Genomic DNA, 20,961 nt, shown 5'->3' on the forward strand with positions numbered 1-20,961 from the left:
TAAGAGGCTAGGACTTTTGTCCCAGCCTCATTTTTTTATAACACTCTCGTTTTATCAGCGTTTAGACCATGTTTTAGGAAGGAAGAGCAGAATCATTGGATAGATTTCAAGCCGTCCGGCAATCATGGCTAAGGAAAGTAACAGTTTTGAAATCGGACTAAAGATGGAGAAGGTTTGGCCCGTACCAATCATAGGTCCAATGTTGTTGAAACAACTAAAGACAGCACTGACAACCGTCATGAAGTTATTGTTGTCTAGACTCACTACAAAAAGTAAGCCGATCGTAATAAAACTATATATTGTAAAGTATTTAAGGATCCGGTGTTGGGTGTCCTTATCGAGTACGGTATCATTGACATGTAGGGTCAGCACCCGATTGGGAGACAAGGTTGAAAGCACCTGATTTTTAGCAATTCTCCATAAGGTCAAGAAGCGAATGACTTTTAGCCCACCAGCAGTCGAGCCAGCAGAACCACCGACCACCATCAGCATCAAGAGGATAAATTGTGAGAAAAGAGGCCATTTTTCCGTTGTCCCATAACCAAAACCGGTTGTGGTGATGATATTGGAAACTTGGAAGAAGGAAATCTCAAAGCTCTTCGCAACATTAGCATAGAGATGAAGGCAATTGTAGGCAATCAATACGCTAGATAGGATTACAATAGTGATGTAGGTCCGCAATTCCTCATCTTTAAAGAAGGCCTTGAATTTTCGGATCATAAGGAAGTAGTAGAGGTTAAAGTTAACCCCAAAGACCAAGACCCCGATACTGACCAAATAGGTAATTAGACTACTGTTGTAGTGAGCGATCCCATCATTAAAGACGGTAAAGCCCCCAGTACCAGCTGTCCCCATGGCGATGACAAAACTATCATAAAGGGGCATGCCGGCAAGGAAATAAAGAACCACAAAGAGGAAGAACAAACCCAAGTACAAGAAATACAGGATTTGAGCCGTGCTTTTTAATTTGGAAACCACTTTTCCAAAAACTGGACCAGGAACTTCTGCCTTCATGACTTCCAGGTGGCTGTTCTTGTTGTTGTCCATAATAGCCAGAGCAAAAACCAATACTCCCATCCCTCCGATTAAGTGGGTAAAACTGCGCCAAAAGAGAAGGGAGTGACTAAGGACACTGACATCATCTAAAATCGTTGCCCCTGTTGTTGTAAAGCCCGAGCTAATTTCAAAGAAGGCATCGATGATGTTTGGGATTTGTCCGGAAAAAACAAAGGGAAGGGCACCAAAGAAGGACCATAAGATCCAACAGAGGGCCACAATTAGGACTCCTTCCTTGGCATAGATATGAAAGTCTTTGGGTTTTTGAAAACTCCCAAGAAGTCCAAGTCCAAGTAAGATGGCCATGGTTGCTCCAATAGAGATAAAGACCTTGGCAGGTTCCCGATAGATTGCAGCGACCACTAGGGGAACGATTAGGAGACCTGCCTCGATTAAGAGGAGTTTGGATAAGAGGTAACGAATCATGCTTCTATTCATCAGGCTTACCTCTCAAGTAGATCGTAGATTTTAGTGACATTTTGAATCAAGGTGGTCACGATAATTCGGTCTCCCACCATTAAATGATCATCTCCATTCGGGAAAATAGCCTTGCCGTTTCGAATAATCGCAGCGATTAGAACCCCTTTTTTCAATTTCAATTCGGATAGTGGCCCTTGGGTTAGTTTATTATCTTCCTTGATTTGGAATTGTAAGGTTTCGATCCGGCCATTTGCAACATGGTGTAGAGCCTCTAAGTTTGAGAACTGTGCATTGTAGCGTCCACGAATAAAGTGCATGATGGTATCCACAGCAATGCGTTTTGGAGTGACGATACTGGTCATATCCTGATCCCCAATAATCTCTAACAGGCTGGTTCGGTTAACCTTGGTGATGTTCTTTTTGACGCCAATAGAATCCAGGAACATGGAGGTGATGATGTTTTCCTCATCAACTCCTGTCAAAGTGGCCACAGCATCGTAGTTGTTGGCACTTTCTTCTAAGAGGATATCCTTAGCAGTTCCGTCTCCATGAACCACATAGAGGTCAGGGAATTCTTGGCTAAAGAATTCAGCTCGTTTGCGATTGACCTCGATGACCTTGAGATCGATCTTGCGACGGACATCTTGGAGAATATTGAGCAAATAGTAGGCAATTTTTCCGGCACCAATGATCATCATGCTCTTAATGACTTGAGGTCGGACATTGTTGTGGAAGAGAACGATATCGATCCGATTTCCTGTCACGAAAATCTTGTCTTGGGGCTGCAAAACAAAGTCTCCGTTTGGAATCGTGAGCTCATTTCCCCGTTCGATAGCACACACAATGACGTTTCCATATTTCTTGCGGAATTGGGAGAGGCTCATATTGCAGAGATTACTATCTGGTCGGATCTTAAATTCCATCAAGGCTACACGACCATTTGCAAAATGCTCCACAGAAAGGGCATTTGGGAAGTCAATGATATTAGCAATATAACGAGCTGTCAGCAATTCAGGATTGACAACTAGGGAGAAGCCCAAGATATTTTTTTCCTTGAAGTAGGAATTGGAATATTCCGGATTCCGCACCCGAACGATGGTTTCTTTGGCTCCCATTTTTTTAGCTAAAACAGCAGAAACCATGTTCACTTCGTCGTACTCGGTCATGGAAACGAAGATATCGCAGTCTTCAACATCTGCTTGCTCCAAGATCTTGAAGTTTGCGCCATTTCCTAAAATCCCAATGATATCAAACCGTTTGGTAATATGGTTGAGAACGGATTCGTCTTTTTCGATCAAAATAACATCGTGGTTTTCAGCAACGAGAGAACGACAAAGGGCCGTTCCGACCTTTCCTCCACCAACAACAATAATTTTCATAGATTACCTCCAGAGTATGCTTCTATCATACTCTATTTTCAAGAAAAATTCATCTATTTTAAGGACTTTCTGGAGGAATTATACCAAGCTAAGAACAAGTGGGAAAAATTGTCAAAAGAGTAGAACGAGGAGGGATTGAAAACTTTGGTAAAGTTTCTTAAAAAAATCTAAAAAAACTATTGACAGGAGCTTCAAAAGTGTTATACTTAGAAAGTACCTTCGTTGATTTACCTCAAACCTGTTGTGAGTTAAGTTAATGAAGCTGTAACCACGCTGTTTGCTGAGCTTGACTCCGGGCAGTGTGGCTATTTTTTTATCAGAAAGAGATCGAGTATGAATATTGAAGAACTGGACTACCAAGAGTCAGCTGCTCAAAACCACATCGTCTTGTTCCAACCTCAGATTCCACAAAATACGGGAAATATTGCACGGACTTGTGCGGCGACCAATTCCCCCTTGCATATCATACGACCCATGGCTTTTCCGATCGATGATCGCAAAATGAAGCGAGCAGGACTCGATTATTGGGACAAGCTGGATGTCCGTTTTTATGATAGCCTAGAAGAGTTTATGGAAGCAGCGAGCGACGGTCAGGTACACCTAGTGTCCAAGTTTGCAAATCAGACCTATTCGGACGTTTCTTATCAGGATGGGAAGTCCCATTATTTCTTGTTTGGACGCGAAGATAAAGGATTGCCGGAAGAATTTATGCGCCAGCACGAAGAGAAGGCCATTCGCATTCCGATGAATGACGAGCATGTCCGTAGTTTAAATGTCTCCAATACCGTCTGCATGATTGTCTATGAGGCTCTCCGCCAGCAGGGCTTTAAGGGGCTGGAGTTGAGCCATCGTTATGAGCACGACAAGCTCAAATAAGAACGAAAAATTAAAAGACGAACGACGTCATCCATGACGTTACAAAAACTTGCCTAGGCAAGTTTTTTTTGTTATCATAAAAGGGTCTTCAGGGCAGGGTGTAATTCCCGACCGGCGGTGACTTTTGCTAGGAAATGTTCTTTTCCATACTCTAAAAGAAGTCCGCGAGCGCAAGCTGATGTGGTGTGACTCCACAACCGACAGTATAGTCTGGATGGGAGAAGACGAGAGACGAATAGACTGACAGCTATTCTGATCTGTTTAGAGCTGATGCATGGGAATAGTACGTTGGAGTCTAAGACGGACTAACGGCATGTTTCGATGGAGACCAGCTAAAGTAACTAGAATAGTTTCTAGTTTAAGCTTTGTTTAAATAGTTTAGAGTAGAATGATGGAGTAGACGTCTTTCCAGCTTCTCTAATTTTTAAAAAATTGGAGGAACCTGTTATGACAAATACACGTAAACTGACCCTAGTGGCTGTTTTATCCGCTTTATCTTTTATTTTGATGTTCTATCAATTTTCTTTCTTGATAGATTTCTTCAAAATTGATTTGAGTATCATCGCCATTTTGTTGGCCTTGGTCCTGTTGGATTTTAAAAGTGCCTTTTGGGTGACCTTGATCCGATCTGTCCTTAAATTAGCCCTTAATAATAAGGGGCTTGAAACCTTGATCGGATTACCAATCAATATCATTGGAGTTCTTGTTTTTGTTCTTGCTTTTGCATGGATTTGGAACAAGGAACGGACCCATGGTCGATTTGTCCTGGCAACGATTGTTGGAACGATCAGCTTGAGTATTACGATGGTATTGGTGAACTATGTCTATGCAATCCCTTTGTATGCTCGTTTTATGAACTATGATATTTCGAAAACACTAGGTCTTGTCCACTATTTAGCCGCAATGGTTGCACCGTTTAACCTGATCGAAGGGGTGATTTGGGCCATCGCATTTGGGTTGATCTATACCTTATTGCAACCGATTTTGAAAAAATATGAAAAATAAACAACAACATTGGGCGAAGGCAAGCTTCGCCCTTCTCATTTTTGTCATTCTTGGGTATGTGATTCGTTTCTACCCGCAACAATTAACGGGCTTTGATAGCACAATTCAATCTGCTATTCGAGGCGATCTGCCTGCAACACTGACGGCCTTCTTTACCAAGGTGACCCATGTCATGGATACCAAGATCATTGTCATCTGGGTGGGTCTTTTGCTGGCGGTCTTTGCCTATAAAAAATGGTACAGTGAAGCTCTTTTTCTAGGGAGCAATCTGGTATTGACTGGTCTTTTGGTGCTTCTTCTAAAGAATATCTACCAGAGACCGAGACCAAGTATTCTTCATCTAGTAGAGGAAAAAGGTTTTTCTTTCCCGAGTGGTCATTCACTGGCGTCTACCCTTGTTTTGGGAAGTTTGATCATCATTGTTGGCCAGCATATAAAAAACAAAGTGGCCCGCTATTGTCTTCAGGGGCTTCTGATTCTGGGAATTGTGACCATTGTGATCTCCCGTATTTATGTCGGGGTCCACTACCCATCAGACGTTCTTGGCAGTATGATTTTGGGTCTTGCTGTCTTGCAATTTGAGTACCCCTTGTACGATCGCTTGCGGTTTCAATGGCGCTTTACAGGCAAGCAAAAATAACTAACAACTAGGAGTTGGACTCGTGTTTTGAGTTCGATTCTTTTTTTGCTATAATGAAGGGTATGAAATCCTACAATACCTTGAATGATTATTATCGAACCTTATTTGGAGAAAAGACCTTTAAAGTCCCTATTGATGCAGGCTTTGATTGTCCTAATCGTGATGGAACAGTCGCCCATGGTGGCTGTACTTTTTGCACGGTCTCAGGTTCAGGAGATGCCATTGTGGCCCCAGAAGCTCCGATTCGAGAACAATTTTATAAAGAGATTGATTTTATGCATCGGAAATGGCCAGATGTGAAGAAGTACCTGGTTTATTTTCAAAATTTCACCAATACCCACGATAAGGTGGACGTCATTCGAGAGCGTTATGAGCAGGCCATCAATGAACCAGGAGTAGTAGGAATCAACATCGGTACGCGTCCGGATTGTTTACCAGATGATACCTTGGCCTATCTAGCAGAGCTGACCGAGCGCATGCATGTGACGATTGAGTTGGGGCTTCAGACGACTTATGAAGCGACTTCTGAATTGATCAATCGAGCCCATAGTTATGATCTCTATGTTGAAACAGTCAAGCGTATTCGCCAACAGGTGCCCAAGGCAGAGATCGTCTCCCATTTGATCAATGGCCTTCCTGGGGAGACCCATGAGATGATGGTGGAAAATGTTCGCCGTTGTGTGACCGATAATGAAATTGATGGCATCAAGTTGCACCTCTTGCATTTGATGACCAATACACGGATGCAACGGGACTATCATGAAGGACGACTTCAACTCATGAGCCAGGAGGAGTATGTCAAGGTCATCTGTGACCAGTTGGAAATCATCCCCAAACACATCGTCATCCACCGGATTACAGGGGACGCACCAAGGGATATGTTGATTGGCCCTATGTGGAGTCTCAACAAATGGGAAGTCCTAAATGCTATTGAAACTGAAATGCGTCGGCGTGGAAGTACCCAAGGATGTAAGCTAGAAGAAAAGGAGACTGCCAATGCTTCGACCACTTGAAATGGCCCATCAATTTTTAGCAGAAGTCATCACCAAAGAAGATGTGGTGGTGGATGCGACCATGGGAAATGGACATGATACGGCCTTTTTAGCCAAACTAGCAGGCCAGGTCTATGCCTTTGATATTCAAGAGCAGGCCCTTGTAAATACCCAAGAACGATTGGAAAAGTTGGGACTTCAACATGTCCGGTTGATTTTGGATGGCCACCAGCATGTGGACCAATATGTGGAGACCCTCAAAGCAGCTATTTTTAATCTGGGTTATCTGCCATCTGCAGATAAATCGGTCATTACTCTTCCAGCTACCACGATTGAAGCGATGGAAAAAATCTGTGCTCGCCTAGAAAAAGGTGGGCGAATGGCTATTATGATTTATTATGGTCATGAAGGAGGAGACATCGAGCGTGATGCAGTGCTGGACTTTGTCAGTCAGCTCCCTCAAAAAGACTATACAGCGACCATCTACCGGACACTGAATCAAGTGAATCAGCCACCGTTTTTGGTCATGATCGAAAAATTAGAAAGCTACCGTCATGGATAAAGAGTATTTAAAGAATAAAATCGAAGGATTGAGGCATCATTTTGTCGAATCAACCATCCACGAGCGTGCAATGGGTTTTTATGATGAAGCTCATATGACCAAAAAGATGCTCAAAATAAAAAAGAAATTGGTTTCGCTTGAGATGGAACGGTGCCAAAAGAAGATTGAGCACAAGGATGTAAGCAAGACAGACCAAAAGATTGCGGAGTTAAAACAGCAATTTGAGACCTGTTGCCAAGAACGTTAGGGAGGGAGTGATATGGAACTACTCCTTTATGCAGTGATCTTTTCGATGATTTTGATCGTCTCAAATGCCACCAATAAACTTGTGCCGAGCCTTCCTCTGCCCTTGATTCAAATTTTACTAGGGATTGGTTGGGCTCTCTTTGTGCCAGAAGAAAATTTTCATCTGGATACCGAGCTCTTTCTGGCCTTGGTCATTGGCCCTCTCTTATTTCGAGAGGCAGAAGAAGCAGATATTACTTCTGTCTTGAAACACTGGCGGATCATCCTCTATTTGATTTTCCCAGTGATTTTTATCTCAACCATTAGTTTGGGCTGGGCAGCTCACTCCTTATGGCTGAGCCTTCCTTTAGCAGCCTGTATGGCAGTGGGGGCAGCCCTTGGGCCTACCGACTTAGTAGCCTTTGCCTCCCTGTCTGAGCGCTTTAGCTTTCCAAAGCGGGTTTCGAATATCTTAAAAGGCGAAGGGTTACTAAATGATGCCTCAGGTCTAGTTGCCTTTCGAGTGGCCTTGGCAGCCCTTGCGACCGGAAGTTTCTCTCTTGGAGAGGCAGGGGTTTCCTTAGGAATCTCCATCATTGGAGGATTTGCAGTGGGGATCTTGACGGCCTTTGTGAACCGTTGGTTGCAAACCTTACTCTTGAGTGTTCGCGCCAGTGATATTGCCAGTGAATTGTTATTAGAACTAAGCCTCCCTTTGTTGACCTTCTTCTTAGCAGAAGAACTCCATGTCTCTGGTATCATTGCAGTAGTTGTGTCAGGAATCCTAAAAGCCAGTCGCTTTAAGCACATTACCCTCCTTGAAGCGCGGGTAGATACTGTGAGTCATACTGTCTGGAATACGGTCAACTTTATCTTAAATGGGTCGGTCTTTGTCATCTTAGGAATGGAATTGGAAATGATTTCCAAGCCCATCTTAAGTAGTCCCATTTACAATGATCTTCTTTTAGTTCTTTCGGTCTTTGTGTTGACAGCCTTGCTCTTTTTGATTCGTTTTGTCATGGTTTACCTCTTTTATTGGTTCCGAACGGCTCGACTAAAAAAATCGTTGAGAAATTATCTAAAAGATGCCTTATTGCTGACTTTTTCGGGTGTGAAGGGAACGGTTTCGATTGCGACGATTCTTTTGATTCCAACCAAGATCGAAAAAGAATACCCTATCCTACTCTTTTTAGTGGCAGGAGTTACCCTTGTCAGCTTTATTGCTGGCTTAGTGGTACTTCCAAAATTATCAGAAGAAAAGGAAGAAACCAATGACTACCTGATGCAGATCGCGATTTTAAATGATGTCGTCATGGAATTAGAAGCAGACCTAAAGAATAGCAAGCACAAGGGTCCCTTGTACGCAGCAATTGATAACTACCATGGTCGGATTGAAAATTTGATTCTAAGCCAAGAAAACAAGCTCATTCAAAAGGACTGGGAACAGCTGAAGCTCTTGATTTTGAGTATTGAAAGTGACGGCTTGGAACAAGCCTACGAAGAAGGAAAGATGCGCGAGCGGGGCTACCGTGTCTACCAACGCTATCTTCATAATATGGAGCAGCGTGTCAATCGCAACCTTTCGTCTCGTCTAACTTACTACCTCTTGGTTTCTTTCCGCATCTTGCGTTTGCTGGTCCATGAAATCCTAACATTAGGTTCTGGCTTTCGAACTTGGTGGAACCGAGAAGATAGAAAGTTAGAAGCCGTTGATTATGACCAGATTGCGGCCCTTTATTTGGCCAATACGGAAATCATCATCGAAAGTTTGGAAGACCTCAAGGGTGTTTATCGGAGTAGTTTGATCTCTTTCCTACAAGAATCTCGTCTGAGAGAGACAGCTATTATTACCAGTGGAGCCTTTGTGGAGCGGGTTATTAATCGCGTGAAACCAAATAATATCGATGAAATGTTGAGAGGCTATTATTTGGAGCGTAAGATTATTTTTGAATATGAAGCGCAACACCTGATTACTGCCAAGCAAGCGCGCCGTATGCGACAAAATGTCAATGAATTAGAAAGCTATTCCCTAAGAGAAAGTGCCAATACTCTTCCATACGATTTGATCGAGTATGCACGGAATCGTTGAGATAAGAGTAAAAGAGGCTGGGACAAAAGTCCTAGCCTCTCAATTATTTTTGGATTGTCGATCAAGACGCAGTGGTTGAGTGGACTCTACTACGCTGATTTCATCAGCTTTTACAGCCCTACTCAACTGTGCGGAGGTGGGACGATGAAATCGAATTCTGACGAATTACCGATTTCTGTCCCACTCTCTTTTTGCTTTATTCATTTTCTTTTCAGTGTGCGATTTCTGGTTTGACAAAGAGTCGCTCATCACCAAGATCAATAAGGGATACTGGTGCTTCATAAAATTGGCTAAGGACATGAGGAGTTAGGATCTTTTCCTTTGGTCCTTGCTCAACCACTTGGCCATGTTTGAGTAAGAGGACATGGGTCATGTCTGTTGTAATTTCCTCGGCATGGTGGGTGACGTAGATCATGGTAGGCGCGTGATCCAGTTGTTTGATATGATGGATCTGACGGAGGAGCTTTTCTCTGGCAAAGAGATCCAATCCACTAGAAGCTTCGTCAAAAATGATCAGATCTGGCTGGTCCATGAGGCTTCGTGCAATGAGAACGGTCTGCTTTTCTCCCTGGGAGAGCTCCCGGTATTTGCGACCGATCAAAGAGCTAGCTCCAATTGAAGTTAGCATATCCCGTGCCCAGTTTAGTTCTTCCTTCCCGTATGCAGCATATAAAATACTACTCTTGTATTGACCGGTTAGGACAATTTGTTCTGTCAAAAGATGCTCTGGCAGTCTTTCTGAAATAAAGGAGCTAACGATCCCAATACGCTTCCGTAACTCAGGAATACCCCCTTCTCCAAAGCGAGTTCCAAGGACCGTTACCTGTCCCGAACTAGCCCAGTATTCAGACATAAGAAGTTTGAGGAGAGTCGATTTTCCTGCTCCATTGAGGCCTAAAATCGCCCAGCATTCATTTTCTTTCACTTGCCAGTTAACCTCTTTTAAAAGGGCTTTTCCATTGCGGATCAAATTGACGTCTTGTAGCTCAATCAAATTATTCATAACTTCGTCCTTTTGATTAAAATCTCCTTTATTCTATCATAAAATCTTTTAATTTAAAGATAGAATTGTCAGAAAGCCTATTGTTATAGGGTTTTTTGCTTGTCGTAATACGTTGTATTCTGACTTTGTTCAGTTATTTGTTCAGTTACAAACTCCCTAGAGCTGTTTCATAGAATGAAACGGCTTTTTTTGCACTCTCTTTTGAGAGGTGACTGTATGTATCCATTGTCATAGATAAAGTGGAGTGTCCTAGTCTATGTTGGAGTTCTTTATATGGTATTCCAGCATTTAATAACAAACTAGCGTGAGTGTGTCGGAAACCATGAAAACCAATATTAGGCACTTTAGCACGTTTAAAATGTGTTTTTAATCTTGTAAAAAGAGTACTGTTATTCGGGTATTCATGGATAAAATCTGAAAAGACTACTTTTTCAGTTTGTCCTATCTTCCAAGCCTCTTGGGTTTGCCTACGTTTGTACTGTTTTAATATTGTAACCGTTTTGGGGTCAATATCGATATCACGGTAACTAGATTTTGATTTAGGACTATTCACCTCTTGCATACGGTTTAGTGTCTTTGTAACGTGAACTACAGCATTATCAAGATCAATATCAGACCATTCCAGCGCTAACGCCTCATTAATACGGCAACCAGTAGCAAGTAGGAAGTTGTAAAGTGTTTTCTCATAAAAATAGCGGTATCTATCACTATCCAAGTTGTCCAGATAGTCCAAAAACGTTTTTAACTCAATATTATCAAAGTGTTTAATCTTTTGGCGCTTTTCTTTCTGGGTATTTCTTGGGAGAATGACCTCACGAGCTGGGTTAAATGGTATGGCTTTCATAACCACACCATATTGTAAGATACGCTTGTTTACAGTATGGATTTTCTCATAGTGTAAATAAGCTCCTTGCTCCCCGTTATTTGTCTTTCCAGCTAATTTGTTAATTATGTTTTGAATTAGTGGAGTGGTTAGTTTATCCAGCTTATAACCCCCGAATAATGGCAGGATATGTTTATTTAAAATCTTACTCATGTTACCTTGAGTATTTGGTTTTACTGTATGCTTATAGCTTTCCCACCATAATTCAGCTAGTTCTTTATATGTTTTAATTGTAGTTTCTTTGAATCTAGTAGAACCATTTTGAATGAAGTCTATTTCAGCTTCTTTGGCTTTCTGTTTGACCTCTTTTCTAGTTCTAGCCGTGATACTAGTTTTTACATCTTTTCCCGTTACTTGGTCTACACCAAGGTAAAAATTAGCACGGTATACAGTTGTACCGTCTTTCTTTTTGTGTTCAGTAATTTTCATGATCGAAAACCTTTCTATTTCATCAGCAGGCAAGGCGTATAGAATGTTTTAGATTGGTTAGATCATGTTTTAATGGTTTGGTTAATTGTCAGTATTCTTTAAACTGTTGTACTTATTAGACCAATTAGAACTATAGGTAAACAAATTTGAAAAATCACCGTCCTTTAATTCTTTTAGCTTTTTAAGATCTCCATTGGTAACTAAGTTATTTAATATTTTTTTATTTGTGTCACTAAGTAACTTGATTAAATCAATAACTTTGTCTATATCATCATTCGATAGAGCAAGATCATAAGCTGTTAAAAATTTTATGAAATTCTTTTTAAAAGGAATTTGGTTTAAATCAGATTGAGAGAAAACTTTAAAGCCGTTTTCTAATTCAGTACCAGCAGAATCTAAAAGCAGGTCAAAAGGGTTTCTGAATTCACTGTCGCCAAGTAAGTATTCTACATTAACATTAAATAATTCAGCTAGTTCTTTAGCTGTACTAGTTTTAATAACGTGTTTTCCGTTTTCCCAATTAGAAACAGTCAATTTAGTAGTACCAATCTTTTCAGCTAATTGCTGTTGGGTCAAACCCTTTTCTTTGCGTAGCTCTTTTAATCTAGTCATATTATTTCACTCCTTGTTATAGATTATTATACATGATGTTTTTCAAAAAATCAAAGAAAACTATATTTTTTTGAAAAAAACGCTTGACAAAGAATAGAAAACTATATATAATAAAGCCAGATAAGAAAAAAGTATAGAAAACTATACTGTTCTAGAAAGGAGAGTTTAATAGATGGAAAAACTAAAGGGCTATCGTGTCATGTTAGGGCTGACACAGCAAAAAATGGCTGATCAGTTGAGTATTTCCCTACAGTCCTATAACAACAAGGAATTAGGGAAAACACCTTTTAACGATAAAGAGCGTTTGTTGATTAAATCTATGGTTACCAAAGTTAAACCAGATATTACAATTGATGAACTCTTTTATAGTTAAAATTCAGAACAACAAAAAAGGCTCACAGCTACCAACTAACAAGCCTTTTTACTCCAACTAAAACAAATATACAACAGGCAAGGCGTATAGAGTGTTTTAGAAAATTATTCTTTATTTAATTATACCATACTAACCGATGGTATACAATGCTACCGATGAGAGCAGTAATCTCTTAAAACTACAAAACATAGATAAAAAGGAGAGTTCAAAAATGGACTTAATAGAAAAGATGAAACTTGAAGAACCAAACCTATTTCAGATTATGGCTGACTATATGAGTGGTAAGCTATCCAAACAGGAATTAGAAACATTCTTTAATATGGATCAGAAAGAACGCTGGGCATATATTGACAGCTACCAAGCACGATAAGAGGTGGAAAATATGGAATTGACAAAAGAAGTATTAAATAAGCTAGAACAGGACGCTTTTAAAACGTCTGACAATATCCAATTGGGGCTACTTTTGGGTGATGGAGTGAATATTTCAAGGGAAAAATATAAAGCGTTCCAAGAAATAATGAACCATGAACAGCGTCTGGAGTTAATTAATGAACTAAAAAGACAAAAGACCCCCAAAGATTTAGAAGATGATTTTAAAATCTCTGATAATCTTGAATTAGGCTTACTTTTAGAGGGTAAAGGTGAACTTTATCCGAATGAGTTGAACATATTTCAAAAAGAAATGAATCATGAACAACGTATGGCATTTATTGACACAGTAAAGCGAAGAAAAGGATTGATAAAATGATGATTGTATTTACTGAAGAAAACGCAAAAAATTTTTCCAAACGTTTAGATGACGCTACTACAGATATTTTTGAAGTTGTCATAGATGATAAGATCTTCTATTCACTTGATAGCATTGCACAATTCAAATTAAGTCGGGCTATAAAAATAATGTTTGATCTTGGTAGAATGTGTGAACAAAGTCAGCTTATCGCTAGAAACCAAGCAAAGGACAAATAGAATCGATTTAAGGCTTGAAAATAGCCGCCGTCTAATCGCTGGAATCTAGCTGGGGTAGGAATTATACCCCTCAAACGTGCAACTGTAGAAAAAACGATTTTAGAAAGGAAAATGAATGTTTAGTTTAAGTAAAGAAAGTGAACAAGAACTAAGTCAAGGAGTTTTGACTTTGATTGATACGTTTTTAAAGTCACAAGATAAAGTTTTTCAAAAATCTTTGGGGCTTATGACAGCAAAACAATTAAAAGATGAGTTAGATATAAAAGACAACACACTAAAACGGTGGGAAGAAAACGGCTTGAAACGCTATCAACCACCCCTAGAAGATACACGAAAAGCCTATTATAAGGTGAGTGATATCTTAATCTTTCTTGGTGCTAACAGCTAAGAATAGGGGATCAAGTTTGGCAAAAGCAAAAACCAAAACTCACAAACCAATTGTAAAAGATCAAAAAGAGAAGAAACGGCACAGAAAACTAAAGCAGTTACAGCATATAAGAAGATGACAAGAACGATAGAAATTATTATTCACGCTGATAAAATAACGGCACTAGATTTTTTAAAAGACAATCCAACTTTGGTATTGCAAAATGGAAAATACTTTAAATTCATCTATTTTGAACCAACAGGGGCAGGGTTGACAAGTTTTAACGCTAAAGGGCTGATGGTAAGGCTTTTTGACAATAGACAGAAAAATACTAATTGGGAAGTCGTAAGAGATATCACACCGCAAGTTATGAAGTCTGAACCATTCGCAATTTTGCAGGAATTAGAGGCTGGTAAGTTGAATGAGGTGAGAGAAAACCAAGCGATAGAATTGAAAGGCTGGTTATTCGATCTAATAACGAATGGAATCTATACCAAAGAGGAAACAGCGCTTTTTATTCGCTTGCTATTCTTGCATGGTTATAGTTTTGATCAAGTCACACAGCTATACAGCTCTATTGTGAAGCGTGTAACACTCAATAAGTATTTTTTAGAGAATATGAAAATAATGTATAAGGGGGTAAGTATTTGAGTGATAACATGAAAGACCATCTCAAAAAAATAATTTCAATGAATTGGACGGAAACAGAATTTGGACCGTCTAAACTGAAAGCAGATTATAAGAAGAATCTTTCTAAAATTTTGCAGTTGGATAGTTTTAATAACATTCAACACGATAAAGAAAAAGTCTTTATTCCAGATGATAAGGTTATGTATATAGCTGATAGGAACGGAAAAGAGATTAAATTTATTTCTGCAACTGTTAGTGAAGATAGGGTTACTAAGACCGCTAAAGTGAAATATGACAGCATTTTTCCACCATTTGGAAAACTGGTTGTCGATTATCTGATAGGGCGTTACGTATTCCATGATGATAAATTGTATGATGTGAACAACAAACAGGCTAAGCTGGTTGACGATATAACACTATCTAGCCTGTATGGTTTCAAACATGGTACAGACTACGTTCTAGAGATCCTAAAGGGAATCGATCTGAATTGTCATGTTGAACCTGTAAGGAAGTTAGAACCTCATCAGATAGCAGGGAATGACTTTATTATTGATTTAGAAACTCACACGGTAACCCGTAAAGTTATCAATAATGAAATATCCTATTTCAAATTCTATCCAGTTGACTATGAGAAAGCGAAAGCAAGCAAGACCATAGCGAACAAATTTTTAAACTATGTTATCGATGATCCAGATAGCCTACACAATGCACAGTTACAAGCCTATTATATAGCGCAAGTTGCAAGTGGTTTAAAAAGCAAAACCAATTTCTTTATTTCCAAATCTGGAGTAAGAACAGGGAAAGGCTTACGACACACAGCACTAGCAGGACTGTTTAACAAGATTGATGTTGAATTAGATAACCTTGTTTCCCGTGGTTTTGACGGTTTAAATGCGTGGGCTATGTTTTCGGGTGGAGAGATGGCACTAGCAACGGAACAGGGCGATATAGTAGGGGATAAGGTGGAACGTGTCTTAAAGATCATCGCTACTGAAAAAACACACGTAGCACGGAACGTAGGGGGAAACCAAGGCTTGGTACACCTTACCAGCGTTCTATGTATCGATACCAATAGGAATGTTTCACTATCAGATGAAATGAACGGGCGCAAGATACTTATTCAATACAAGGATAGACCAGAGGGGGAAAGCGATTTGGAGCGTGAACAAGCGTTTGAAGAATATTGGCAGGCTTTCACCAAGCAAGATAAAGAACCAAACGTAGAGGGCTGTATAGGCTTCTTAATGGCAAGCCTTGACTATTTCAACCAACAGGGGAATAAGTTCATCTGGAAAGATGTTGAAGTCTATAATGGCGATGAAGCACTAGATGACTTTCAAGTATTCCTTATTGACGATTTAGAGAAACATGAGTTTGTACCTAAAGATTATTCTTACAGAGAACTTGCCCTTAAACTTTATGGTAAGAATAATTATCTTCTTTCCAAGGCTTTACAAACTATTGGAGTATCTAGCAAACGAATGAGGCTAGAGGGAGATCTCTGTACAGTATATTACGTAAGCAACCCTAGACGATTTAAAGCGTTTGGAGTTAAATATGAGAAACCTACTGAACCAGTCAAACCAGATATGAACGTTCTTAAAATGCTTGATATGTTTGATGAATTGGGGTAACTGTTCACCATGTTCACCATTGTTCAGTACTACTGGTGAACACCTCTAGACCAGTAGCACCAAGGGTTTAGCTATATCTGTTCACCATGTTCACCATGTTGTATAGGCGAAAAATAAAAAAATAATAATAATAAAAAAAATAAAAAAAGTATAGGTAAGATGGTGAACACGGTGAACACCTCTGAAACTCCTTGAGCCTCTAAGGTTTAACCCTGTTCACCATCTGTACACCATGTTTGAGATGGTGAACAACATTTGATTAAAGAAAAGGGGTGGACAACATGAAAGTTAAGTTATTTTCTCGGACACGATACACGCAGTCTATAGAAGATTTTGAAAGGGCGGTCAATGATTTCATGGCTACTGTTGAAGTGGTCGATGTAAAATATTCGGAGACCACCGTCGGAACTGGTAAAGATTTGGGAACAATGACTGGAGTTTTAGTTATTTACAAATAAATTATATTAAACAATAGAAAGAAGAATAAAGATGATTACATTAGACAATATCAAACTAAAAAAAGAAGAATTGAATAAAAGTTTCAAAGAGTTTCAAGCTTATGCTGACCAAATAAAAGAGATAGAGAAAGAAGCAACTGAACTGGAAGCCTTGGGAAAATCAAACCTATCAATCACACAGGCTATTCGTTTAGCTAAGGTAAAGGAAGAACTAGCAGTAGCAGACGAGGTAAAAAGTAATGCTACATCGAACCTTTATCCAGTACTATATAGTGCGAGCTATGATTTAGCTGAATTAATTCTGAATTATATACTCCAAGAAATGGAGAATGATAATGAATTGAATACCTTGAAACAGGAGTATTCAAAGACTAAAGAAAAAATGCTACAATTAGCAGTTGAGCACGATGCAAAGTACTCTGATAAGTTAGAGAAGATGAAGAAAGCGATCTCTGATATTGGTTACTTTACACTAGTGGAAGAAATCGCAGACAACAAAGACGCAAAAATGTTAGGTTTGAATCAACCATCAACATATCGAGTTGAATTCTTTAATCCAGAACAATTCAAGATTAAGTTTCCAAATGGAATGTATCATGAATACGATGACGCAATGAAGCAGTACAAAGCTAAGAAAACTTTCCCTTGGTTTGGTAAGAAATAGGGTAAATTGCCCCGTCTGATTTTGAACGGGGCAATATTTTACACCAGAAAAAGGACGCGGCCTTTTCTGTATGAAAAATTCCCTTTTTAAAACCTCAAAACGAATTGGAAACAGTCATGAATATTAAAACAGCCCTTAAAAACACTAGTAATTTCCAAGAAAAGATAAGATCATTGAAAGGGAAACTGTACACCATTAGAGCAAGCACCTTTTCTAATCAGACCTTTTCAGAATTGCCTAGATCCAAGAACAAAATTAACTATGTAGAAAAGAAAAATATAACCATCATCGATGAAACTGATAGAATTGTAAAACAGATTGACAACCTTATTAGTGAGCACCAGCGTTTATCCGAATTGATTGAGTTGCTGGAAGATCCATTTGAAAATATTGTCATGCGTTTGTTGTACGTTAACTTTTATAGCTGGGAAGAGGTGGAGAGAGCTTTAAACGTGTCACACCCCACTATACAACGTGCGAGAAAAAGCGCAATAAAGCACTTGGAAGAGATGGCAGATGAACATTCTAGCGACTTAAAAAAGTGATTGGTGGGGAATTGTAGTTTAAATGCTCCTAGAATCGCTAAAATATGCTATAATTTAACTACTAAAAAAGCACCGTGCGAGGGTGCTAGATCTTGCCTGCTGAACTCATAATGATAGACCCCTTGAGGGTCGTTTTTTTGTTCAGTTATTTGTGAAGTTTGGGGAGTGTTCTAATGATGTTAAATGAACCATTAAAAGCTGAAAAAATGTTATTAAATCAAGGTTACAGACTGTTAATATACTCTAATAAATGCCGTTTGAAATTCTATCATAAAATATGGTATAATAGAAAACAGGAGGTAAGGAATGTTTCGAAATAGTAAATTGTTATTCTGGACATTTGAAATTTTATTATTGACGGTGATTTTCTATATTTGGAAATCAATGGGGACTTTAATTTCTCCATTTGTCTCTGTTCTGAATACCATCCTCTTACCATTTTTAATTGCAGGTTTTTTATACTATATCACCAACCCGATTGTTGAATTATTAGAAAAACACTTAAAAATCAAGCGTGTGTTTGGGATTTTGATCACCTTAGTACTGTTGTTTGGGATCATTGGTCTAGGGATCTTTTATCTGCTTCCCATCTTAATCAATCAGTTAACCAGCTTGATTAATTCAACTCAAGGACTATACTGGGAAGTCCAAAGTTTGGTTCGAAAACTTTCGACCAATCCTTTGTTCCAGAATGTAAATATTCAATCGACGATTCAACAGTTGAATCTCTCTTATATGGATATCCTACAAAATCTCTTGAATAGTGTGACCAACAGTTTAGGAAGTGTGGTCAACACCATTGTCAATACGGTCTTTATCTTAATCATGACCCCTGTCTTCTTGGTTTATTTCTTGATTGATGGCAAGAAATTGTTGCCGATGTTAGAACGGACCATTTTACGCAATGACAAACTCTACATTTCAAGCCTCTTGGTTAGTTTGAATGAAACGGTCTCTCGCTATATTAGTGGTATTTCAATCGATGCCTTGATCATTGGGACACTAGCCTACATTGGCTATAGTTTTATTGGATTGAAGTACGCTTTGGTCTTTGCCATCTTTTCTGGGCTGGCCATCTTGATTCCCTATGTAGGACCAACCATCGGTTTGATTCCGATGATCATCACTTATGCTTTTATCGATATGGATATGATGATCAAAGCAGTCATTTACATGTTGATTATCCAGCAGATCGATGGCAATATTCTTTATCCGCGTATCGTTGGAGGCGTGATGAAGGTTCACCCGATTACCATTATGGTTCTCTTACTGCTCTCAAGTAATATCTACGGAATTATCGGGATGGTCGTCGCGATTCCAGTCTATTCGATTGGGAAAGAAATTGTAAAATTCTTGGTAAATCTTTATGATAACCACCGTGCTGCGAAGGAGCAGAAGAAAAAAGAAGAATTTGGAATCATTAATAAATCTTAGACTCTAGCGCCTATATGGGCCTTGGAGTCTTTTTTGTACATTTTTTTGAAAAAATACCGTAAAAAAGTCAACAAGTGCTATGAAATGTGTTAAAATATAAGTGATTTTGAAAGAAAATATGAAAAGGTAGGGAAAGATGAGACTGCTCTTATCGAAAAAACAGAGACGCCAATTGCAATTGTTGGAAATCTTGATTAAGGAAAAAAGATGGTTCCACTTGAAAGAGTTGGCCAAGCGTTTGGATTGTACAGAACGTTCGTTAAAAGAAGATTTGTCTAATCTTCGTAGTACATTTGATGACTTTTTAATTGAATCCTCTACCAATGGGATCAAGATCAGTTATGAGGATTCGGTTGGGCTTGAGGTGATTTACCATCACTTTTTTAAAGAATCACAAGCCTTTGCTTTGATTGAATATCTCTTTTTCAACAAGGATGTTTCCAATGAATATATTTGCAGAAAGTTTGATCTGAGTTACCAGTCTTTCTACCGCTTGATTCGGACGATTAATCAGAAGCTTCAAACAAAATACAATGTAAAGATTGATTTGAAACCCTTGAATCTTGTCGGGGATGAAGTGGATGTTCGTTTCTTCTATGCCCAGTATTTTGCGGAACGTTATTACTATATGGAGTGGCCTTTCCCAGAATTTAAGGAAGAGGCCGTGACCGATTTGATCACCTTCTTCTTCAAGCTCTATGGCTATCCATTGACCTTCTCTGTCATTAAGTCTTACAAAGTTCTCTTGACAGTGTACTTATCACGTATTAAGCAAGGCTATTTCATCAACATTCCAACGACCTTTGAAGCCTATAAAGATCAATATCAAGGGGTGACCAATGTTGAGGAGATGTTGCGCTACTTTAGCTTGCAGTTGGGTGTCGAGTTAAATGAAAAAGTGCTGGAGCAGTTCTTCATCATCTTTATTCAAGAAAATTTCTATTTCAGCCCAGAAAGCTTGATTGAGGCCGCAGAAACAGATCCTTATGCAAAAGAATCCACTAGACTCATTAAAGATATGTTCAAAGATCTATGCTATACCTATGATTTAGATATCGAAAATCTTGATGAGATGTTGATGCACGTTCATAATACAGCTCACTTAGGTCGGAAGGAATTGTTCTCGGAGTTCCTCTTATTTGATACCAAGACCAATACCAACGAAGATTTTATGAGCATCTTCCCAGCCTTCTATGATGATTTGAGAGACCATATCATCACTTATATGAAGACCATGAAGCATAATCTGAATGAAGAAATTATCAAGCACATGATCTACACGGTCTACACTCACTGGGAACGTCTCTTACCACAATTATTGCGCCGCCGGAAGTCCATTAAGGTCTTGATTATCAGTCGTTTTGATGACCACCATGCTAAATCCATGATCGATTTTCTAGATTTCTACTGTACGGATAACTTTGAATTTACTCAGATGATCAAGTATAATCTAACAGTAGAGGATATCGAAGCTTCAGATGCAGATGTCGTGGTGGCCAACTTTATGATGCCGGAATTAAAGAAAAAACCTTTTATCTGTACAAGTAGTCTCTCATCGCTAGAGCTGGTTGAAAAACTCAATGCCTTCTTTTATGATTTTACCAGTGCAGAGCACTAAAATCAGGACCTGGTCCTGATTTTTTGATGGTGAAAAAAGAAAATGACATAGAAGAATGCAGGCTCTCATATTTTGTGGTATAATATACAATATTATATACT

Annotated in this window: 24 protein-coding genes and 1 riboswitch; of the genes, 19 read left to right on the forward strand and 5 right to left on the reverse strand. The window is 39.1% G+C overall.

Going from position 1 to position 20,961, the window contains the following annotated elements; all coding sequences use genetic code 11:
• Positions 1-54: 54 nt before the first annotated feature.
• Positions 55-1,494 (reverse strand): TrkH family potassium uptake protein, encoded by a 1,440-nt coding sequence (locus SM122_RS10150; protein ID WP_324738313.1) that lies wholly within the window; start codon positions 1,492-1,494, stop codon positions 55-57.
• Positions 1,495-1,499: 5 nt separating this feature from the next.
• Positions 1,500-2,855, reverse strand: a complete 1,356-nt coding sequence (gene trkA, locus SM122_RS10155) for a Trk system potassium transporter TrkA (RefSeq protein ID WP_324738314.1) — start codon at positions 2,853-2,855, stop codon at positions 1,500-1,502.
• A 333-nt stretch (positions 2,856-3,188) separates the two neighbouring features.
• Between trkA and SM122_RS10160 the strand changes: the two genes are divergently transcribed.
• The 7 genes from SM122_RS10160 (at position 3,189) to SM122_RS10190 (ending at position 9,244) form a co-directional block, all read left to right on the forward strand.
• Positions 3,189-3,731 (forward strand): tRNA (cytidine(34)-2'-O)-methyltransferase, encoded by a 543-nt coding sequence (locus SM122_RS10160; RefSeq protein WP_024055209.1) that lies wholly within the window; start codon positions 3,189-3,191, stop codon positions 3,729-3,731.
• Between the two features lie 80 nt (positions 3,732-3,811).
• Positions 3,812-3,961, forward strand: a riboswitch (FMN riboswitch).
• 202 nt (positions 3,962-4,163) lie between these two features.
• A complete protein-coding gene (locus SM122_RS10165) occupies positions 4,164-4,736 on the forward strand; it encodes an ECF transporter S component (protein WP_324250312.1) in 573 nt (190 codons plus the stop codon).
• Positions 4,726-5,376, forward strand: a complete 651-nt coding sequence (locus tag SM122_RS10170) for a phosphatase PAP2 family protein (protein ID WP_324738315.1) — start codon at positions 4,726-4,728, stop codon at positions 5,374-5,376. The genes SM122_RS10165 and SM122_RS10170 overlap by 11 nt, the downstream gene beginning before the upstream one ends.
• A 53-nt stretch (positions 5,377-5,429) precedes the next feature.
• Entirely contained in the window at positions 5,430-6,389 is a 960-nt protein-coding gene (locus SM122_RS10175; RefSeq protein WP_324738317.1) for a TIGR01212 family radical SAM protein, read from the forward strand.
• The gene (locus tag SM122_RS10180; protein ID WP_049472293.1) at positions 6,373-6,930 is read left to right on the forward strand and encodes a tRNA (mnm(5)s(2)U34)-methyltransferase; all 558 of its coding nucleotides are present in this window, start codon (positions 6,373-6,375) and stop codon (positions 6,928-6,930) included. The genes SM122_RS10175 and SM122_RS10180 overlap by 17 nt, the downstream gene beginning before the upstream one ends.
• A complete protein-coding gene (locus SM122_RS10185; protein ID WP_031577090.1) occupies positions 6,923-7,177 on the forward strand; it encodes a hypothetical protein in 255 nt (84 codons plus the stop codon). The genes SM122_RS10180 and SM122_RS10185 overlap by 8 nt, the downstream gene beginning before the upstream one ends.
• Positions 7,178-7,189: 12 nt before the next feature.
• Positions 7,190-9,244 carry a cation:proton antiporter gene (locus tag SM122_RS10190; RefSeq protein WP_324738318.1) on the forward strand — a complete coding sequence of 685 codons (2,055 nt, stop codon included), beginning with the start codon at positions 7,190-7,192 and terminating at the stop codon, positions 9,242-9,244.
• 211 nt (positions 9,245-9,455) lie between these two features.
• Here the strand turns inward: SM122_RS10190 and SM122_RS10195 are convergent, their stop codons facing one another.
• The 3 genes from SM122_RS10195 to SM122_RS10205 all read right to left on the reverse strand — a co-directional run bounded on the left by SM122_RS10195 (position 9,456) and on the right by SM122_RS10205 (position 12,171).
• Positions 9,456-10,247, reverse strand: coding sequence for an ABC transporter ATP-binding protein (locus SM122_RS10195; RefSeq protein ID WP_155172380.1), 792 nt, complete (start codon positions 10,245-10,247; stop codon positions 9,456-9,458).
• Positions 10,248-10,392: 145 nt separating this feature from the next.
• Complete coding sequence (locus tag SM122_RS10200) at positions 10,393-11,559, reverse strand: tyrosine-type recombinase/integrase (RefSeq protein WP_324738319.1); 1,167 nt, start codon at positions 11,557-11,559, stop codon at positions 10,393-10,395.
• An 81-nt stretch (positions 11,560-11,640) separates the two neighbouring features.
• The gene (locus SM122_RS10205) at positions 11,641-12,171 is read right to left on the reverse strand and encodes a helix-turn-helix domain-containing protein (RefSeq protein WP_324738320.1); all 531 of its coding nucleotides are present in this window, start codon (positions 12,169-12,171) and stop codon (positions 11,641-11,643) included.
• Positions 12,172-12,343: 172 nt separating this feature from the next.
• Here SM122_RS10205 and SM122_RS10210 point away from each other — a divergent pair, with 172 nt between their 5' ends.
• The 12 genes from SM122_RS10210 to SM122_RS10265 all read left to right on the forward strand — a co-directional run bounded on the left by SM122_RS10210 (position 12,344) and on the right by SM122_RS10265 (position 20,860).
• Positions 12,344-12,544 (forward strand): helix-turn-helix transcriptional regulator, encoded by a 201-nt coding sequence (locus tag SM122_RS10210; RefSeq protein ID WP_324738321.1) that lies wholly within the window; start codon positions 12,344-12,346, stop codon positions 12,542-12,544.
• A gap of 211 nt (positions 12,545-12,755) precedes the next feature.
• On the forward strand, positions 12,756-12,914 hold the full coding sequence (locus SM122_RS10215) for a hypothetical protein (RefSeq protein WP_324738322.1): 159 nt from the start codon (positions 12,756-12,758) through the stop codon (positions 12,912-12,914).
• A 12-nt stretch (positions 12,915-12,926) separates the two neighbouring features.
• Positions 12,927-13,292, forward strand: coding sequence for a hypothetical protein (locus SM122_RS10220; RefSeq protein WP_324738323.1), 366 nt, complete (start codon positions 12,927-12,929; stop codon positions 13,290-13,292).
• Positions 13,289-13,510, forward strand: a complete 222-nt coding sequence (locus tag SM122_RS10225; RefSeq protein WP_324738324.1) for a hypothetical protein — start codon at positions 13,289-13,291, stop codon at positions 13,508-13,510. Before SM122_RS10220 ends, SM122_RS10225 begins: the two co-directional genes overlap by 4 nt.
• Before the next feature lie 115 nt (positions 13,511-13,625).
• Entirely contained in the window at positions 13,626-13,898 is a 273-nt protein-coding gene (locus SM122_RS10230) for an XRE family transcriptional regulator (protein ID WP_324738325.1), read from the forward strand.
• Between the two features lie 114 nt (positions 13,899-14,012).
• Positions 14,013-14,528: a hypothetical protein gene (locus SM122_RS10235; protein WP_324738326.1), complete on the forward strand. Its 516-nt coding sequence runs from the start codon at positions 14,013-14,015 to the stop codon at positions 14,526-14,528.
• Between the two features lie 8 nt (positions 14,529-14,536).
• On the forward strand, positions 14,537-16,141 hold the full coding sequence (locus SM122_RS10240; RefSeq protein ID WP_407700476.1) for a phage resistance protein: 1,605 nt from the start codon (positions 14,537-14,539) through the stop codon (positions 16,139-16,141).
• A 281-nt stretch (positions 16,142-16,422) separates the two neighbouring features.
• Positions 16,423-16,599 (forward strand): hypothetical protein, encoded by a 177-nt coding sequence (locus tag SM122_RS10245; RefSeq protein ID WP_324738328.1) that lies wholly within the window; start codon positions 16,423-16,425, stop codon positions 16,597-16,599.
• Positions 16,600-16,630: 31 nt separating this feature from the next.
• Entirely contained in the window at positions 16,631-17,263 is a 633-nt protein-coding gene (locus SM122_RS10250; protein ID WP_324738329.1) for a hypothetical protein, read from the forward strand.
• Between the two features lie 116 nt (positions 17,264-17,379).
• On the forward strand, positions 17,380-17,808 hold the full coding sequence (locus SM122_RS10255; protein ID WP_324738330.1) for a DUF1492 domain-containing protein: 429 nt from the start codon (positions 17,380-17,382) through the stop codon (positions 17,806-17,808).
• A 306-nt stretch (positions 17,809-18,114) separates the two neighbouring features.
• The gene (locus SM122_RS10260) at positions 18,115-19,242 is read left to right on the forward strand and encodes an AI-2E family transporter (protein WP_324738331.1); all 1,128 of its coding nucleotides are present in this window, start codon (positions 18,115-18,117) and stop codon (positions 19,240-19,242) included.
• A 136-nt stretch (positions 19,243-19,378) separates the two neighbouring features.
• The gene (locus SM122_RS10265; RefSeq protein WP_324738333.1) at positions 19,379-20,860 is read left to right on the forward strand and encodes a M protein trans-acting positive regulator PRD domain-containing protein; all 1,482 of its coding nucleotides are present in this window, start codon (positions 19,379-19,381) and stop codon (positions 20,858-20,860) included.
• Positions 20,861-20,961: the final 101 nt, after the last annotated feature.

Source organism: Streptococcus gingivalis, assembly GCF_035544715.1.
Classification (GTDB): Bacteria; Bacillota; Bacilli; order Lactobacillales; family Streptococcaceae; genus Streptococcus; species Streptococcus gingivalis.

Bases quoted from the DNA above. Each gene is read 5' to 3' on its own strand.
- SM122_RS10160 (WP_024055209.1), top strand. From the start codon at position 3,189: ATGAATATTGAAGAACTGGACTACCAAGAGTCAGCTGCTCAAAACCAC.
- trkA (WP_324738314.1), bottom strand. From the start codon at position 2,855: ATGAAAATTATTGTTGTTGGTGGAGGAAAGGTCGGAACGGCCCTTTGT.
- SM122_RS10230 (WP_324738325.1), top strand. From the start codon at position 13,626: ATGTTTAGTTTAAGTAAAGAAAGTGAACAAGAACTAAGTCAAGGAGTT.
- SM122_RS10185 (WP_031577090.1), top strand. From the start codon at position 6,923: ATGGATAAAGAGTATTTAAAGAATAAAATCGAAGGATTGAGGCATCAT.
- SM122_RS10210 (WP_324738321.1), top strand. From the start codon at position 12,344: ATGGAAAAACTAAAGGGCTATCGTGTCATGTTAGGGCTGACACAGCAA.
- SM122_RS10195 (WP_155172380.1), bottom strand. From the start codon at position 10,247: ATGAATAATTTGATTGAGCTACAAGACGTCAATTTGATCCGCAATGGA.
- SM122_RS10180 (WP_049472293.1), top strand. From the start codon at position 6,373: ATGCTTCGACCACTTGAAATGGCCCATCAATTTTTAGCAGAAGTCATC.
- SM122_RS10260 (WP_324738331.1), top strand. From the start codon at position 18,115: ATGTTTCGAAATAGTAAATTGTTATTCTGGACATTTGAAATTTTATTA.
- SM122_RS10200 (WP_324738319.1), bottom strand. From the start codon at position 11,559: ATGAAAATTACTGAACACAAAAAGAAAGACGGTACAACTGTATACCGT.
- SM122_RS10175 (WP_324738317.1), top strand. From the start codon at position 5,430: ATGAAGGGTATGAAATCCTACAATACCTTGAATGATTATTATCGAACC.
- SM122_RS10245 (WP_324738328.1), top strand. From the start codon at position 16,423: ATGAAAGTTAAGTTATTTTCTCGGACACGATACACGCAGTCTATAGAA.
- SM122_RS10250 (WP_324738329.1), top strand. From the start codon at position 16,631: ATGATTACATTAGACAATATCAAACTAAAAAAAGAAGAATTGAATAAA.
- SM122_RS10265 (WP_324738333.1), top strand. From the start codon at position 19,379: ATGAGACTGCTCTTATCGAAAAAACAGAGACGCCAATTGCAATTGTTG.
- SM122_RS10240 (WP_407700476.1), top strand. From the start codon at position 14,537: ATGAAAGACCATCTCAAAAAAATAATTTCAATGAATTGGACGGAAACA.
- SM122_RS10170 (WP_324738315.1), top strand. From the start codon at position 4,726: ATGAAAAATAAACAACAACATTGGGCGAAGGCAAGCTTCGCCCTTCTC.
- SM122_RS10215 (WP_324738322.1), top strand. From the start codon at position 12,756: ATGGACTTAATAGAAAAGATGAAACTTGAAGAACCAAACCTATTTCAG.
- SM122_RS10190 (WP_324738318.1), top strand. From the start codon at position 7,190: ATGGAACTACTCCTTTATGCAGTGATCTTTTCGATGATTTTGATCGTC.
- SM122_RS10220 (WP_324738323.1), top strand. From the start codon at position 12,927: ATGGAATTGACAAAAGAAGTATTAAATAAGCTAGAACAGGACGCTTTT.
- SM122_RS10255 (WP_324738330.1), top strand. From the start codon at position 17,380: ATGAATATTAAAACAGCCCTTAAAAACACTAGTAATTTCCAAGAAAAG.
- SM122_RS10205 (WP_324738320.1), bottom strand. From the start codon at position 12,171: ATGACTAGATTAAAAGAGCTACGCAAAGAAAAGGGTTTGACCCAACAG.
- SM122_RS10225 (WP_324738324.1), top strand. From the start codon at position 13,289: ATGATGATTGTATTTACTGAAGAAAACGCAAAAAATTTTTCCAAACGT.
- SM122_RS10150 (WP_324738313.1), bottom strand. From the start codon at position 1,494: ATGAATAGAAGCATGATTCGTTACCTCTTATCCAAACTCCTCTTAATC.
- SM122_RS10235 (WP_324738326.1), top strand. From the start codon at position 14,013: ATGACAAGAACGATAGAAATTATTATTCACGCTGATAAAATAACGGCA.